General features: G+C 25.7%; 19 protein-coding genes and 1 tRNA gene. 5 read left to right on the top strand and 15 right to left on the bottom strand.

Translation table 11 applies throughout. From position 1 onward, the window contains the following. Positions 1–78: 78 nt before the first annotated feature. The 6 genes from rpsG to fkpA all read right to left on the bottom strand — a co-directional run bounded on the left by rpsG (position 79) and on the right by fkpA (position 2,919). The gene (gene rpsG / locus HU701_RS02865; protein WP_158346757.1) at positions 79–549 is read right to left on the bottom strand and encodes a 30S ribosomal protein S7; all 471 of its coding nucleotides are present in this window, start codon (positions 547–549) and stop codon (positions 79–81) included. Positions 550–587: 38 nt separating this feature from the next. Further along, on the bottom strand, positions 588–962 hold the full coding sequence (rpsL, locus tag HU701_RS02870; RefSeq protein WP_178919410.1) for a 30S ribosomal protein S12: 375 nt from the start codon (positions 960–962) through the stop codon (positions 588–590). Between the two features lie 116 nt (positions 963–1,078). Further along, positions 1,079–1,366: a sulfurtransferase complex subunit TusB gene (gene tusB / locus HU701_RS02875; protein ID WP_158346762.1), complete on the bottom strand. Its 288-nt coding sequence runs from the start codon at positions 1,364–1,366 to the stop codon at positions 1,079–1,081. A gap of 12 nt (positions 1,367–1,378) precedes the next feature. Continuing rightward, positions 1,379–1,738, bottom strand: a complete 360-nt coding sequence (gene tusC / locus HU701_RS02880) for a sulfurtransferase complex subunit TusC (RefSeq protein WP_158346764.1) — start codon at positions 1,736–1,738, stop codon at positions 1,379–1,381. An 18-nt stretch (positions 1,739–1,756) separates the two neighbouring features. After that, positions 1,757–2,137: a sulfurtransferase complex subunit TusD gene (gene tusD, locus HU701_RS02885; RefSeq protein WP_178919412.1), complete on the bottom strand. Its 381-nt coding sequence runs from the start codon at positions 2,135–2,137 to the stop codon at positions 1,757–1,759. Between the two features lie 26 nt (positions 2,138–2,163). Next, positions 2,164–2,919 carry an FKBP-type peptidyl-prolyl cis-trans isomerase gene (fkpA, locus tag HU701_RS02890; protein ID WP_178919414.1) on the bottom strand — a complete coding sequence of 252 codons (756 nt, stop codon included), beginning with the start codon at positions 2,917–2,919 and terminating at the stop codon, positions 2,164–2,166. A 125-nt stretch (positions 2,920–3,044) separates the two neighbouring features. On the opposite strand from fkpA, the gene HU701_RS02895 reads away from it, so the two are divergent. Further along, positions 3,045–3,257, top strand: coding sequence for a hypothetical protein (locus HU701_RS02895; protein WP_158346781.1), 213 nt, complete (start codon positions 3,045–3,047; stop codon positions 3,255–3,257). Between the two features lie 35 nt (positions 3,258–3,292). Here HU701_RS02895 and HU701_RS02900 read toward each other — a convergent pair whose 3' ends face one another. After that, entirely contained in the window at positions 3,293–4,504 is a 1,212-nt protein-coding gene (locus HU701_RS02900; protein WP_158346783.1) for an aspartate aminotransferase family protein, read from the bottom strand. A 322-nt stretch (positions 4,505–4,826) separates the two neighbouring features. On the opposite strand from HU701_RS02900, the gene tsgA reads away from it, so the two are divergent. Then, on the top strand, positions 4,827–5,996 hold the full coding sequence (tsgA, locus tag HU701_RS02905; protein WP_178919416.1) for an MFS transporter TsgA: 1,170 nt from the start codon (positions 4,827–4,829) through the stop codon (positions 5,994–5,996). Between the two features lie 113 nt (positions 5,997–6,109). Here the strand turns inward: tsgA and trpS are convergent, their stop codons facing one another. From trpS to aroK, 4 genes are all read right to left on the bottom strand, one after another. Beyond that, a complete protein-coding gene (trpS, locus tag HU701_RS02910) occupies positions 6,110–7,117 on the bottom strand; it encodes a tryptophan--tRNA ligase (RefSeq protein ID WP_178919418.1) in 1,008 nt (335 codons plus the stop codon). A 24-nt stretch (positions 7,118–7,141) separates the two neighbouring features. Further along, on the bottom strand, positions 7,142–7,828 hold the full coding sequence (rpe, locus tag HU701_RS02915) for a ribulose-phosphate 3-epimerase (protein ID WP_158346789.1): 687 nt from the start codon (positions 7,826–7,828) through the stop codon (positions 7,142–7,144). Positions 7,829–7,999: 171 nt separating this feature from the next. After that, positions 8,000–9,082 (bottom strand): 3-dehydroquinate synthase, encoded by a 1,083-nt coding sequence (aroB, locus tag HU701_RS02920; protein ID WP_178919520.1) that lies wholly within the window; start codon positions 9,080–9,082, stop codon positions 8,000–8,002. Positions 9,083–9,123: 41 nt separating this feature from the next. Next, complete coding sequence (gene aroK, locus HU701_RS02925; protein ID WP_158346793.1) at positions 9,124–9,645, bottom strand: shikimate kinase AroK; 522 nt, start codon at positions 9,643–9,645, stop codon at positions 9,124–9,126. A 441-nt stretch (positions 9,646–10,086) separates the two neighbouring features. Here aroK and HU701_RS02930 point away from each other — a divergent pair. Next, positions 10,087–10,171 (top strand) — tRNA-Ser (locus HU701_RS02930). A gap of 12 nt (positions 10,172–10,183) precedes the next feature. On the opposite strand, the gene deoD is transcribed toward HU701_RS02930, so the two are convergent. Genes deoD through HU701_RS02945 form a run of 3 tightly spaced genes read right to left on the bottom strand, consistent with a single transcriptional unit; the run spans position 10,184 to position 13,778 of the window. Then, positions 10,184–10,891, bottom strand: coding sequence for a purine-nucleoside phosphorylase (gene deoD / locus HU701_RS02935; RefSeq protein WP_178919420.1), 708 nt, complete (start codon positions 10,889–10,891; stop codon positions 10,184–10,186). A 31-nt stretch (positions 10,892–10,922) separates the two neighbouring features. Next, positions 10,923–12,155 (bottom strand): phosphopentomutase, encoded by a 1,233-nt coding sequence (locus HU701_RS02940; RefSeq protein ID WP_178919422.1) that lies wholly within the window; start codon positions 12,153–12,155, stop codon positions 10,923–10,925. 36 nt (positions 12,156–12,191) lie between these two features. Next, entirely contained in the window at positions 12,192–13,778 is a 1,587-nt protein-coding gene (locus HU701_RS02945; protein WP_178919424.1) for a peptide chain release factor 3, read from the bottom strand. Positions 13,779–13,943: 165 nt separating this feature from the next. Here HU701_RS02945 and ansA point away from each other — a divergent pair, with 165 nt between their 5' ends. Then, positions 13,944–14,987 carry an asparaginase gene (gene ansA, locus HU701_RS02950; protein WP_178919426.1) on the top strand — a complete coding sequence of 348 codons (1,044 nt, stop codon included), beginning with the start codon at positions 13,944–13,946 and terminating at the stop codon, positions 14,985–14,987. A 35-nt stretch (positions 14,988–15,022) separates the two neighbouring features. On the opposite strand, the gene HU701_RS02955 is transcribed toward ansA, so the two are convergent. Further along, positions 15,023–15,598 (bottom strand): NfuA family Fe-S biogenesis protein, encoded by a 576-nt coding sequence (locus HU701_RS02955; RefSeq protein WP_178919428.1) that lies wholly within the window; start codon positions 15,596–15,598, stop codon positions 15,023–15,025. Positions 15,599–15,728: 130 nt separating this feature from the next. Between HU701_RS02955 and bioH the strand changes: the two genes are divergently transcribed. Next, positions 15,729–16,505 carry a pimeloyl-ACP methyl ester esterase BioH gene (gene bioH / locus HU701_RS02960; RefSeq protein ID WP_158346804.1) on the top strand — a complete coding sequence of 259 codons (777 nt, stop codon included), beginning with the start codon at positions 15,729–15,731 and terminating at the stop codon, positions 16,503–16,505. The last annotated feature ends 27 nt before the right edge of the window (positions 16,506–16,532 follow it).

Below are 16,532 nucleotides of genomic sequence, written 5' to 3' on the forward strand. Positions count from 1 at the left end.
ACTTTTAGTTTTTAAAGGTTGTTGTTATTAAGCAAAATTAAAATACTTGCTAAGTATAAATATAAAAATTTTTAAAAATTACCAACGGTAATGAGCAAAAGCTTTATTTGCTTCAGCCATACGATGAACTTCTTCCTTTTTTTTAACAGAAGCTCCTTTATTATCTAACGCATCATATAATTCATTTGATAAACGTAAAGCCATAGATTTATCTGATCTTTTTCGAGCTGAATCTATAATCCATCGCATAGCTAATGCATTTCGACGTACTGGTCGTACTTCAACAGGAACTTGATATGTAGAACCTCCGACTCGACGAGATTTAACTTCTACAGTTGGTCGAACATTTTCTAAAGCAATTTCAAATGCTTCTAACTCATTTTTTTCTGTTCTTTTTGATAAATTTTTCAAAGCAGTATAAACAATAACCTCAGCAATAGATTTTTTGCCGTCTATCATTAAAATATTAATAAATTTAGCTAATAACTCCGAAGAAAATTTTGGTTCAGGTAAAATTTTTCGAGCAGTAATAATACGTCGACGAGGCATAAGGAATCCTTAAAATTTATATTATTGTATTTAAGAAATTAAACTTTTGTTTTTTTAACGCCATATTTAGAACGGCCTTTTTTCCGATCTTTAACACCAGCGCAATCTAAAGAACCTCTAATAACGTGATATCGGACTCCAGGTAAATCTTTAACTCTTCCGCCACGTATCAAAATAACAGAATGTTCTTGTAAATTATGACCTTCTCCTCCTATATATGCTGTAACTTCAAATCCATTAGTTAATCTTACACGACAAACTTTACGTAGTGCAGAATTAGGTTTTTTAGGTGTTGTTGTGTAAACTCGAGTGCAAACTCCTCTTTTTTGAGGGCTATTTGACAAAGCAGGTACATTTGTTTTAATTACTTTTCGTAAGCGAGGTTTTCGGACCAATTGATTAACTGTGGCCATGTAAGTTCCTATTTATAATTAATTTTATGATTAATTTTAACATAATAAAAAATTGAGATTATATTATAATGTAGAATTTTAGACTGGATATATAAGTCAAAACAACTAAGTATACTTTACCAAGCCATCTGTGTTTTATTTTTAAGTGTTAAAGAAACGAAATTAATATAACTAATTAACATGAAATTGCTAGATATGTTGTTTATAATTCCTCGCGCATAAACATCTTCTTTTATGAGATATAAATTTGCTGAGCTAAAAATGATACTATCCAAAAAAACACTATTTGTTAAAGCAATTAAAACACCATCTTGTAAAGCTAAAAAATCGTCTTTTTTCTTTAACATGCTTATAAGAAGAGGTATATTAGTTTTGTAAGGAGATTGTATTAAAGTATGTAACATAATAAATTGTCTTTAGAAGTTAATAATTGCATCGTGATTGTCCAGCTTAGCACGTAAAAAATATGAATTTAATATATTAACTGGTAATATAAATTTCGTGTTAACATTGAGTCCATTTTGCAGCAAAGATAGTTTACAACAATAAAAATCTTGTATTTTATATAAAGATAATAAAGAAAATAAAGATGTGTAATCACGAGTTAAAATTTTTTCTGATTTATAACTTTTAAATAATTGCAAAACACCATCACCAATAAAAAATAAACTCATTTTTTTTAAAATAGCAGAAGTTCCTAAGATAAGATCTAATCCTTCTTTACCGAAAGTTGTTCCATGAGGAGAATGAGAAAAAACAAAAGCAATTTTTTTCATAACAATTATTACATTAAGTTAAAATTGTATTATACGATCTGAAATATATATAGCATGTCCTAATTCTAACAATCCGCTTAATCGAAAAAAAGGAGATAAATTTCCCTTTTTAAAATTAGCTATAGAATTATCTTCCACTACACCTCTTCTTTCGGCTGCAGTAGTACATACATATAACTTCACATCATGTTTTTCATATAATGCTTGCCAACCTTGAATTAAATTAAACTCATCAGTAGGTGTTTTATTTATAATATTAGCATTAAGTACACCATCAAAATAGAAAAAAACACTATTTAATACATGATGCATTTTGATTAATGATTCGCAAAACAAAAAAGCCGTGCTAGCATTTTGCGTTCCATAAGCTGCACCTGTTACTAAAACTGTATAGTTCATTATTTTATTTCATACTATTTAATATTTTAATTATTTTTTACATCAATTAACTCGATATCAAAAACTAAAGTAGAATTTCCTGGAATTCCATTTAATCTAGAATTTCCGTACCCTAAAGAAGGAGGTATAACTAACTTAATTCTTCCGCCTTTTTTAATATATTTCAAGCCTTCTTGCCATCCTAATATTACATCTTTTAAAACAAAAACAACAGGTTTACCTCGACTATATGAATTATCAAATTCTACGCCATTAACTAAGAATCCTTTATAATGTACAGTAATTTCTGTATCTTCTGTGATCTCCTCGCCTCTACCTGGATTGTCTATAATATACATTAAACCACTTTGAGTTTTATGCGCACCTTTAATTTGAGAAAATTTTTTCATGTACAATTGTCCTTGAATTAAATTTTCTTTTTCATTTTTTTCTATTTGATTTTTAGTAGCATTCTTAAGTTTTGTTTCTAGTTTTTCAAGGATTTCAGAAATTTCTTGATTAGATAACTTTAAATTGTTTGAAATAGCATCTTCAATTCCGGATAGAAGACTATATTTATCTAATTGAATACCTAATTGTTTTTGCTTTTCAAAAGATTGATTAACATAATTACCTAAAGACACACCTAAAGCATATCCTATTTTTTCATTTTCATTTATAAAAACTTTTTTATTTTCTAAATAAGATTGCGTTTTAGGGTTTAATTGTGTTTCTGAAAATGCACTAGAAATATAAAATGTTAGAAATAACAACATAATTCTTTTAATCAGAAAAGAAATCATTTATTGCTCCATTAAATAAATTTCTATTTTTAAGATTTTTATTAAATAATCTTTCGCAAGATAAAATTATTTTATATAATATTAAATAGAAAATAAAAAAATTTTAAAATAATCAAGAATAAAAAATGAAAATAAAAAAATTTAAAAACATTCAAAATAAAAATAAAAAAATTTATAATCAAGAAATATATTATAATGAACTTAAGAATAATATTTTTTTACATAAAAAAGAAATAAAAAATATACAAGATAATATAAAAAATTTATCAAAAAAAATAAATTATTTAGAATCATGTATGAATCGAATCTTAGACATACAAAAACCGCCACATTATTAAATAGTAATATTATTTTAATATTCACAAAAACAATTTTAAAATTTTTCTAAAGCATAACAAAAACGATTCATTCCTTCGGTGATATCAGTTTCGCTAATAATCAATGAAGGCGCCATTCTAATTACATTTTTTCCTGCAGTTAAAAAAATTACACCTTCTAAAAATGAAGCATATAAAATATCTTTTATTTTTTCTGCAAATTTTGATTCTAAAACAATACCAATAAGCAAACCCATCCCTCTAATTTCTGTAAACAATTTAAAACGTTTGTTGATAATGTTTAATTCAAATCTAATTCTTTTTAATTTTTCTTTAACACCAGATAATATATATTTAGTATTAATAATCTCCACTGTTGCTTCAGCAATAGCACAAGCAAGAGGATTTCCACCATATGTTGTTCCATGTATTCCAGGGGTAACTACAGATTTAATTTCACTAGTTGTTAACATTGCGCTAATTGGGAACCCCCCCCCTAAAGATTTAGCAATGGTTAAAATATCAGGTTCTATTCCGTAATGCTCATATGCAAATAATTTACCAGTTCTACCGATTCCTGTTTGAACTTCATCAAAAATTAATAATGCGTTATATTTATTGCATAATAATCGAAGCTCACTAACAAAAGATTTTGATGCTGGAATAATTCCACCCTCACCTTGAATTAGCTCTAAAACTATTGCGCAAGTATCTTTATCAATTATGTTTTTTACAGTTTCAATTTTATTAAATTCAGCATGCTGAATACCTGATGGTTTAGGCCCAAAACAATCAGAATATTTTGATTGACCACCAACAGATACTGTGAATAGTGTTCTACCATGAAATGAATTATAAAAAGAAATAATTTTATTTTTTTTTATATGATATTTTTTAGCTGAATAGTAACGTGCTAATTTAAATGCCGCTTCATTTGCTTCAGCTCCTGAATTAGCAAAGAAAACGTAAGATGCAAAACTTGATAAAACCAATTTTTTAGCTAATCTTAAAGATGGTTCATTTGTAAAAAGATTACTAGTATGCCATATTTTTTGACTTTGATAATTTAAAACTTTATTCAATAAAGGATGACAATGCCCTAACGATGTAACTGCAATTCCACCAGAAAAATCAATATATTCTTTACCTTTTTGATCCCAAATACGACTACCTTTACCTTTTGTAGGAATAAAAAAAGAAGGGTTATAAAAAGGTAGAATAAAATCATTAAAATTATTTCTTGTAACCAATTCATTTTTCAATATCATTAAATTTCCTAAAATATATATTTACTAAATTAACAAATTTTTTAAAAATAAAAAATGTATTTTAAAATAATTAAAAAATTATTAAAAAATTAAAAATTTATTAAATAAAAAAGTTTGAATTAATTAAATTAAAATATACATTATATTTTATTAAATTTAAACTTATTTTAGCAATAAAAATAAACAACTGTTTTATATTTAGTTGAAAAATTTTTTATATTTTAATATCTGAATAAAATTGAAATTGCAATAAATAATATATTGAAAATATAAGACAGTTTTAACACTTTAAAAATTTTATTCATAAAAACAGGTGAAAAAAGTGAAAAACATTAACCAAACAGGACTTACATGGATTAGTTTTTTTTCATACGCTTTCACAGGTGCATTAATAGTCGTTACAGGAATGATAATGGGAGATATTGCTAATTATTTTAATTTATCAATATCTCAAATGAGCAACGTTTTTACTTGTTTAAATGCAGGTATATTAGTATCGATTTTACTTAATTCTTGGCTAATTAATCTTATTTCCTTAAAAAAACAATTAATATATGGATTCATACTTTCTATTATTTCAATAATAGGAATAATACTTTCTAAAAATATATTATTATTTTCTATTAACATTTTTATACTAGGATTAGTAAGTGGAATTACTATGTCAATTGGCACTTTCATCATCACAACCTTGTATTATGGATCAAAAAGAGGATCGCAACTTTTACTAACTGATTCTTTTTTTAGTATGTCTGGAATGATATTTCCTATCATTGCAGCATATTTATTAGAAAACAAAGTCTCTTGGTATTGGGTATATGTATGTATAGAAATTATTTATTTTATAATTTTTATTTTATCAGTCAGCTTAAATTTTCCAGAATCACAAGATAAAATAAAATATACAGAAGAAATAAAAAAATGGAATTTTAATATAATTTTATTATCTATATCTGCATTATTATATATTTTAGGTCAACTAAGTTTTATTTCTTGGGTGCCTCAATATGCAACAGAAATTATGAAAATTAAAATAAAAAAAACAGGAAATTTAGTTAGCAATTTCTGGATGGCATACATGATTGGTATGTGGTTTTTTAGCTTTATAATAAAATTTTTTAATTTAAAGCATATGTTTGCTTTATTGTCTGGTATTTCAACAATACTAATGTACATATATATACATAGCTCGACCTATTCAACAATGAAATATATCATTATTAGTTTAGGATTTTTTTCTAGTGCTATTTATACCATAATTATCACAATAGCTTCGTTACAAACAAAAAAACCATCTGCAAAATTAATAAATATAATTCTATTTTTTGGAACTGTTGGAACATTACTAACGTTTATAGTAACTAGTCCCATTGTTAATAAAAAAGGATTATATGCAACTTTAATATGTTCAAATGCATTTTATGGCATAGTATTTTGTTTATCTTTATTCATATTAATAAATAGAAGAAATAAAATTTATTTAAAAGGATAAAATTTTTTACAAATAAAAGATATCTATACAAAAATATAAAAAACTGTTATTTATATAATAAATAAACTAGAATATAACTATTTCTGGTTTATTTATCTAATTAATTTAAAAAATCAATCAATTCCTATCACAGAAAACACTTTTTTCAAAGTTTCTTGGGACTTTAAACGAGCTCTCACTGCACCAATTTCAATGATTTCTTTTAAAAACAACTCATTATTACGATGGTGAATATAAGATTTTTGTAGTTTTAACAAAAATTTAGATAGAGTTTCCGCAACAATATTTTTAAACTCACTATATAGAACCCCATGAAATTCTTGTTCTAAAAAATTAATTTCTTTATTCGTTATAGCAGAAAGAATTTCTAATAAATTTGAAATTCCTAATTTTTTATTGGTATTGTAATAAATTTTTGGAGGGTTTTCTGAATCTGTAATACAATTTTTGATTTTAAAAACAACAGAAGAAATATCTTCTAATAAAAAAATAACATTGTTTTGATTTATATCAGATTTAGACATTTTTTTCGTAGGATCTAATAAAGACATAACTTTAGAACCGTTTTCACTGATAATAGGTTTTGGTATAGTAAAAACATTTCCATGTAAAAAATTAAAACGGTTAGCTATTTTACATGTTAATTCTAAGTGTTGCTTTTGATCTTTTCCTACTGGAACAAAATTTGTTTGATATAATAAAATATCTGCAGCCATCAAAATAGGGTAATTGAACAAGCCAATGTTGTTATTTTTAACACAATTTTGAGATTTTTTTAATTTAAATTGAGTCATTCTAGATAATTCACCAAATTGACTACAGCAACTCAAAATCCAATTTAGCTGGCTATGTTGGCAAACATGCGATTGAACAAAAATAGTACTTTTTTCGGGATCAACACCACAAGCTAAATATAGAGCTAAAGTGTCTAATATCGCATGTTTTATTTTTTTTTTTTTATTAATCATTGTTAAAGCATGTAAATCTGCAATGCAATATAAACATTCATATTTACTTTGCATATTTGACCAATGACGCATTGTTCCAATGTAATTTCCAATAGTTAATTTACCAGAAGGTTGTACTGCACTAAATAATATTGGCTTAGGATTAATAAGCATAAATTAAAAACCTTAAATAAAAAATTAATGAATAGACTTAAAATCAGAATATTTTAATTCTTGTCGAATTTTTTTAATAATTCTTTGATAATCAGGATAATCAAAAATTCCAGAACCAATTACAAATACATTGGCTCCTGAGACAGCTATTTCAGAAATATTTTCTAATTTAACTCCTCCATCTACTTGTAAAAAAATATCTAATGCATTCGAATCAATTCTTTCTCGTACTTCACGTAATTTTTTTAATGTAGATGGTAAAAATAATTGATTTCCAAAACCAGGATTAACCGACATTAACAAAATTAAATCTAATTTATCTATTACATAATCTAAAAAACTAAGAGAAGTCGCTGGATTAAATGCTAAACCCGCTTTGCATCCATTCTCTTTAATTAAATTTAATGTCCGATCGATATGATCAGTAGATTCTGGATGAAACGTGATAAAGTTTGCGCCTGCTTGAGCAAATTGAGGGATTAAATTATCTACAGGTTTTGTCATTAAATGAACATCAATAGGTGCAGTAATTTTAAAATTTCTTAATGATTTTAAAATCATAGGACCCATTGTTAAATTAGGAACGTAATGATTGTCCATGACATCAAAATGAATCCAGTCTCCACCTGAATCAATAACTCTTTTTGTATCTTTTCCTAAACACGCAAAATCAGCAGATAAAATCGATGGAGCTAACAAAAATTTTTTCATATTAATTTACTTAATCTATATGAGTTTGTAAATAACTAATAATATAAACATAATATTTAGAAAAATAAAATAATATTTAATAAATTAGTATTAGTGTTTTTATTTTTACTTTTTTAAATACCATTTATACTCAAGAAGCATATTGTTGAAAACATTTTAAGTATAAAAAATTTATTGAGAATCTTTAATAGCATTTAAAATAACATTTTTATCTATACCAGAAAAAACTTTAGCTTTTCCAATAGAAATAGGAAGTACTAATCTCATTTCCCCTGAAATTACTTTTTTATCACGCATCATATATGGTAAATATGAAACTGCAGACATATTTTTTGGACCTTTTATAGGTAATCCAACTTTTTTAAATAAAGAAATTATTCTGTTATAATCCGATTTTTTTAAATATCCAAGCAATTCTGATGTACGAGCTGCCATAACCATACCGACTGATATTGCTTCGCCATGTAACCAGCTTCCATATCCAGCATGCGCTTCAATAGCATGACCATAAGTATGACCGAAATTCAATAATGCTCTAAAATTATTTTCTCGTTCATCAAGAGAAATAATTTTCGATTTCAACTCGCAACATTTTTTAATGCAAAAACACATAGATTTATGATCTAATAACAATATTTTTTCAATATTTTTTTCTAGCCAATTAAAAAATATCGCATCAAAAATAATAGCATATTTAATAATTTCAGAAACCCCTGAAATTAATTCGTTATAAGGTAAAGTTTGCAAAAAATTGATATCTATAATAACTGAAGATGGTTGCCAAAAAGAACCTACCATATTCTTTCCTAACAAATGATTTACGCCTGTTTTTCCACCAATAGAAGCATCTACTTGCGCTAAAAGAGTAGTTGGAATCTGAATAAAACGAACTCCTCTTTGGTAAATAGACGCGGAAAAACCAGTTAAATCACCTACTACGCCTCCACCTAATGCAATCAGAGTAGTATCACGAGAATGTTTTTTTTCAAGTAATGCAGAAATAACCATTTCTACTTCATTTAATGTTTTAAATTGCTCTCCATCTGAAATAATTACCTGATCTATTTTAACCCCTGATTTTCTTAGCTGAAAAAATACTTTATCTTTTAAAAGATTAGCTAATGTTTTATTTGTAACTAACATAGCTTGATTCCCTGGTTTCAGCGGCAAGAAAATATTATCTTCTTCAATAACACCGGATCCAATATTAATTGGATAACTACGATCACCTAAGACAACTTTTATTTGTTCCATCATTATTATACTCTAAAATATAGTGTGAATAATTATTAATATTATATTTTTTCTAACAAACGAACTATGTTATTCGCAACAGATTTTGCGCTTTGAGTATCAGTGTGAATTTTAAAATCCGCTATTTCTTCATATAATGGATTTCTTTCAATTGCTAAATTTTCTAATATAATCCTATTTGATATATTCGTTTGCAATAATGGTCTTTTTTTATCTCTTTTTGTACGTGATAACTGCTTTTCAATCGTAGTTTCTAAATATATGACAATCCCTCGAGCTGATAATATATTTCGATTTTTTTTATATTCTACTGATCCTCCACCTGTAGCAAGAATAATCCCTTGTTTTTGCGTAATCTCATTAATTACTTTGACTTCTCTTTCTCGAAAACCATTCTCACCTTCAACATCAAAAACCCAACTAATAGTAGCACCAGTGCGTTTTTCAATTTCTTGATCAGAATCAAAAAATTCCATATTAAGTTGTTGAGACAACTGACGACCAATTGTACTTTTTCCTGCGCCCATAGGTCCAATTAAAAAGATATTTCGTTTTTCTGCCATATTTTTTATTACTACAATAATTTGTTGAAATTTCTCGTGCTGAACATTTTAATATTCGCAAGATATTAAACGCTAAAAATAGAATAATAAAGTTTAAACAATATTACTTTTAAATTTTTTAATAAAAAATTCAATCAACATTCTAAATTAACGCATTTAGACTATTTTCAATAATCATATTGTAAAAATTTATAAATTTTATAAGTATTTCATAAATCAATTTATTCCTTATATTTAATTAGTTATTTTTTGAAAACATTTAAAGAAACATTTTAAAAGAATTAAAAACTAAGCAATATATTCTATCAGAGTAAAGATTATTTTTTCTATATTTTCTTGATAATTTTATTATAAATATTTTTAGATATTTAATAAATTAAAAACTTGACGTAATTTGCTTTTTCAGTTTAAATAAGATAAACATTTTTAAAAATTTATTAAGGTGAGGTGTCCGAGAGGCTTAAGGAACACGCCTGGAAAGCGTGTATATGGAAACGTATCAAGGGTTCGAATCCCTTTCTCACCAAAAAATAAAAAACTAAATTAATAAAGCCGTTTCTAAAGATAAAGAAATCATTTCATTAAAACTAGATTCTCTATCTTTTGATGAAACAGATTCTTTTTTTGAAATATGATCAGAAACTGTACAAATAGATAGAGCTTGTGCTTTAAATTCAGATGCAACAGAGTATATTCCTGCTGTCTCCATGTCTATTCCAACAATATTGTACTTTTTTAAAATATCTAACATATTTTGATCAGTATAAAATGAATCAGTAGTAAAAAAATTACCAATATGAATCTTCAAATTTATTTTTTTTGCAAGTAAAAATGCATTATAAGCGATATTAAAATCCGAAATAGCAGCGTAATCATGATTTTGAAAGCGTATTCTATTAAATTTCGAATCCGTAGAAGCACCTAATCCGATAACAATATCACGTAATTTTATATCATCCCGTACAGCACCACAAGTACCTATTCGAATAATCTTTTTTACATTATATTCTGTTATTAATTCTCTTACATATAAAGTCGCAGATGGTATGCCTATACCATGACTCATAACGGAAATTTTTTTATCTTTATAATACCCCGTATAAGCTAGCATTAACCGTGTTTTATTAATTTGCTTGAAATTATTTAAATAATTTTCAGCAATATATTTTGCTCTTATAGGATCTCCAGGCATTAAAATTGTATCTGAAAAATCATTTTTTTTACTATTAATATGAAAAGTAGACACTTATTTTCTCCTTATTTTAAAATAAATATTTTTACAATATAGATTTACCATATTGCATTTCTGATAATGAAAAGTATTTTGCAATTGTTTGGCCTATATCAGAAAAAGTTTTACGATGACCTAAAAAATTTATTTTTTTATTAGGAGAATAAATTAATATAGGAACATTTTCTCTGGTATGATCCGTTCCTATCCAAGTAGGGTCACATCCATGATCTGCAGTGATAATAAGCAAGTCTTTTTCTTTAACTAAATTAATCATATTTGATAACTGATCATCGAAAAATTCTAAACCTTTAGCATATCCAGAAACATCGCGGCGATGACCCCAAACAGAATCAAAATCCACAAAATTAGTAAATACAATAGTATTATTTTTTGCTAGTTTCATCTCGTTGATAGTCGTATTACACAATTCCTTTAATCCAAAAGATTTAATACTTTTACTAATTCCTACACCTGCATAAATATCTGAAACCTTTCCTATTCCAATTACCTCTCCTTGTTTCTCGTTTATTAATTTTTCCATAACAGTAATAGAAGGCGGGTATATAGATAAATCTAATCTATTTTTTGTTCTTTTAAAATTTGATTTATTACTTCCAATAAAAGGACGAGCGATAACTCTTGCTATTTTAAATTTGTTTTTATCTAATAAATTTCGAATTTTTTCGCATAATTTATAAAGCTTAGATAATCCAAAATTTTTTTCATGGCATGCTACTTGAAATACAGAATCAGATGATGTATATAAAATAGGCTTACCGGTTGCCATATGTTCCTCACCTAATTTTTTAATGATTTCTGTTCCAGATGCATGACAATTACCAAGAATACCAGGTAATTTAAAATTTTTTATAATTTCATTTATTAAAATACTTGGGAATGTGTCATTAACTTTTTTAAAATAACACCAATCGTCTAAAACTGGAACGCCAGCTATTTCCCAATGCCCAGAAGTAGTATCTTTTCCTGAAGAAATTTGACTGGCAAAACCATAACTTGCGATAATTTTAGATTGACTAAATTTTTCATGAAAACCTAAAGGATACTTTCCTGTTGAAGATTTATATGCATGAATTATTCCTAATTTTTTTAAATTAGGGATCTTTAAACATCCTTCTCTTTCTTTGTTAGCCTGGCCTAAAAAGCATTTTTCTGCTATATGTCCAAACGTATCAGAACCATGATCATTAAATTTATAAGAATCAAGACTTGATCCAATTCCAAAAGAATCTAAAATCATCAAGAAAACACGCTTCATTTCGAATACCCAAGATAAATTAAAATATATTTGTATTTACTGCTCTCTTATTTTATTGAAATTAATGTTAACATATTGAGACATCGCTATTTCTAAATTAGCTTCATTAGGAGCTAAATATGTTAAATTATTAAAACTATCTAATGCTAAATAAGTTTTATTTTTGTTTAAAAAAATATCAATATTTTTTTTATTATTTGATGTAATCCATCGAGCAAATTTGATATTAATTTCTTCGTATATTGCATCTATTTTATATTCAATTTTTAAACGTTGAATCACCACATCAAATTGTAATATACCAATAGCTCCCAAAATTAAATAATTATTATTAAAAGGATAAAAAACTTGTATCGTACCTTCTTCTGATAATTGCATTAAGCCTTTTTTTAATTGTTTTTGTTTTAACGGATTTTTCAAAAAAATTCGACGAAATATTTCTGGAGCAAAACTAGGAATACCGATGAAATTAATTTCCTCACCTTCTGTAAAAGAATCTCCAATCTTAATTGTTCCATGGTTATGTATACCAATGATATCTCCAGGATATGCTGTTTTTATATAAAATCTGTCTCCCGCTATAAAATAAAATGCATCAGAAACAATGATATTTTTTTTTATTCTAACATGTCTCAATTTAATCCCTTGTGTATATTTTCCGGATACGATTCTAATAAAAGCTATACGATCATGATGCTTCAAATCCATATTAGCTTGAATTTTAAATACAAAACCTGTAAATTTTTTTTCTTCAGGCTCTACTTTTCTATTTTTGCTAATTCGATAAATGGGTGGAGGGGCCCACTTGATTAAACTTTCTAATATATGATCAATACCAAAATTACTTAATGCACTACCAAAAAAAACAGGTGTAATAATATTTTTTAAAAAATTTTTTTTATTAAAATCTGCATATATATGACTAATTAATTTTAATTCTTCATAAACTTGCAAAATTAAATCTAAACTAACATATTCATTTAATAATTTTTTTTTAAAATTATTAAAATCTGCTTTAAGAACTTTAGTTTTTTCTGATTTATTATACAAATAAATCAATTTTTCATCTAGATGAAAAACGCCTTTAAAATGACTACCGCAACTAATAGGCCAAGTAATAGGTGCACAAGATAATTTTAATTCTTTTTCAATTTGATCTAAAATTTCTATTGGTTCAAGACTATCACGATCTAATTTATTAACAAATGTAATAACAGGGGTACGATGTAATCGACTTACATCCATCAATTTTTTTGTTCTTTCTTCTATTCCTTTTGCAGCATCAATAACTAACAAACAACAATCCACTGCCGTAAGAATACGATATGTATCTTCTGAAAAATCTTGATGACCAGGAGTATCTAATAAATTAACTAAAATGTTTTTATATTGAAATTGCATAACAGACGTCGTAATAGAAATTCCACGATCTTTTTCAATTTGCATCCAGTCTGATTTAGCATATTTTCCACTACCTCTTGCTTTTACTGTTCCAGCAGTATGTAATACTTTACCTAACAGTAACATTTTTTCTGTAACGGTTGTCTTTCCGGCGTCAGGATGGGAAATAATAGCAAAAGTACGTCTTTTCTTTATTGATAACATATCATTTAAATTACACATATACACTCTATTAAAATAATTTATTTTTACAAAAATTTGATATAAATTAAATATATATTTATTCAAATTTTTATATCTTTTTAAATGCAAAGTATTTCTAAAATAAATAAATGGGTATAAACTAAATTATATGCAATAATAAGGACATTTATAATTAAATTATAAATGATAAAAGAGTTTTTGCATGAAAAAAAAAATATATATATTGCATATACAGGCGGAACTATTGGAATGAAAAAATCAAATCATGGATATATTCCTATAGCCGGCTACTTTAAAAAACAATTAACTAAAATGCCAGAATTTTATAGTTCAGAAATTCCAAATTTTATTATTAAAGAATATAACCCGCTAATTGATTCCGCAAATATGAGTCCAATAGAATGGCAAAAAATTGCTGATGATATTAAAAAAAAATACTATAAATATGACGGATTTATTGTTCTTCATGGAACAGATACTATGGCGTATACTGCCTCAGCATTATCTTTTATTTTAGAAAATTTAGAAAAACCAATTATTATTACTGGCTCTCAAATTCCTATAGCAGAAATTCGATCAGATGGACGTCAAAATTTACTAAATTCATTATTAATTATGGAAAATTATCCTATTAATGAAGTAACTTTGTTTTTTAATAATAAATTATACAGAGGTAATCGAACGACTAAATCTAATGCTAATGGATTTAACGCGTTCTCATCTCCTAATATTACCCCTTTATTAGAAATGGGAATTAATATTCGTTATTTATATAAAGATAAATTTTTTAAAAAACAAAAAAAACTAAAAGTATATAAAATTATACCTCAACCTATTAGTATTATTACTATCTATCCTGGAATTTCTAGTAAAATTTTAAAGAATTTTTTATTATACCCAGTAAAAGCATTAATTTTACGCACATATGGAGTTGGAAATGCTCCTCAAAATAAAGATTTTTTAAATGAATTATATGTTGCTAATAGAAAAAATATTATTATCATTAATCTCACACAATGTTCGTCTGGAAATATTAATATGAATGGATACGCAACAGGCAACTCACTCAAGAAAGTTGGAGTTATTAGTGGTTATGATTTAACAATTGAAGCTGCTTTAACTAAATTGCACTTTTTACTTAGTCAAAAAATTTCAGTAAAAAAAATTCGCAGACAAATGCAAAATAATTTACGTGGCGAATTAACAAATCATTCAAATCTTTTATAAAATTAAAGAATAGATCTATCTATTTAAAATTTTTCTTAATAAAAAGAATGATTGCCATGTAAATGTTGAGTTTGATCAATTACTTTTGTTATTTCAGGAAAAAAAGATAATATTTTTTTTTCAACCATTTCTTTTAAAGTTATTCCTATCATTGAACATCCATTACAGCCTCCACTGAATTCTATTAAAGCTATGTTATCTTCAGAAATGTTGATCAGATTTACTTTTCCACCATGAAGTGATAGCTGCGGATTGATTTCTGAATTTAAAAAATTTTTTATTTTCTCTGCTATAGAATGTTTTTTATGCATAATATTTTTTCTAGCATAAGGAGCTTTAAAAGTTAACTGTTTGCTTAGTTTATCTACTACTAAATCAATATTAGAATTTTTTAAAAAAGGAATAATAGATTTGTTAATATAAATGCAGAAATTATGATACTCTAACTTAACATCACATTCATCTATTTCATCTTCGGCACAATAAGCCACTCTACATTCTGCATTTTCCATACCAGGATTAACAACAAAAACACGAATTTGAGTTCCTATTGGTTCTTTAGATAAAAGTGATACAAAATAATTTTGAGCTTCATCAGAAATTTTAATCATAGTAATTTTTTTAATATGTTCTAATTGATTGTAATTATGAATTTAATATAATAATTTTACTAATTAATTATTGTGAATACAAGATAATTATAATGTAATATTGTATGTAAAATATTTGTAATATTAAAAAATGAAAAAATTTACTTGGAAAACTTTAGGGAATGGAGAAATTAATCTCATTATACTAAATGGATGGGGGATGAGTCATAAAATATGGTTTTTTATAATGCAGAAACTTAGTATGTATTTTAAATTACATTTAATTGACTTACCAGGGATAGGAGTAAACAAAAATCTCAATCCTACTAATATGGAACAAACAATCGAAATTTTAAATTTTTATATGCCTAAAAATTCTGTTTATTTAGGATGGTCATTAGGAGGATTGATTGCAACTAATTTCACGTTATTGCACCCTAAAAAAACTTTGGGGTTAATCAATATATCATCTTCACCTTATTTTATAAAACAAAAAAATTGGCCAGGAATAGAAAAAAAAGATTTATATGATATATACAATGGCTTATTAAACCAATATAAAAAAACAATAAATAACTTTTTATCCTTACAAATGTCAAAGCAAAACAAACATTTTCAAGATTTAGAGATATTAAAAAAAATATTGTCTAATGACAATTATATACCTAATCGAAAAACACTAAAAAAGGGTTTAGAAATATTATTATTAGTTGATTTAAGATTTAAAGTATCCATGATTACAGTTCCATTCCTACGTATATATGGAGCTTTAGATACTTTAGTTCCTAAAAAAATTTCAAGTTTTATGGATTTGATATGCCCTAATAGCGATTCTATTATTATAGAAAAAGCAGGTCATGCACCATTTATTTCGCATAAAGAAGAATTTTGTTCTATTTTATTAGAATATTTTTCAAAAAAAATATAAAATACTAATCAAAATAACACTTAAACA

The sequence above is a fragment of the Buchnera aphidicola (Aphis gossypii) genome, from assembly GCF_013394915.1.
GTDB classification, from domain to species: Bacteria; Pseudomonadota; Gammaproteobacteria; order Enterobacterales; family Enterobacteriaceae; genus Buchnera; species Buchnera aphidicola_AZ.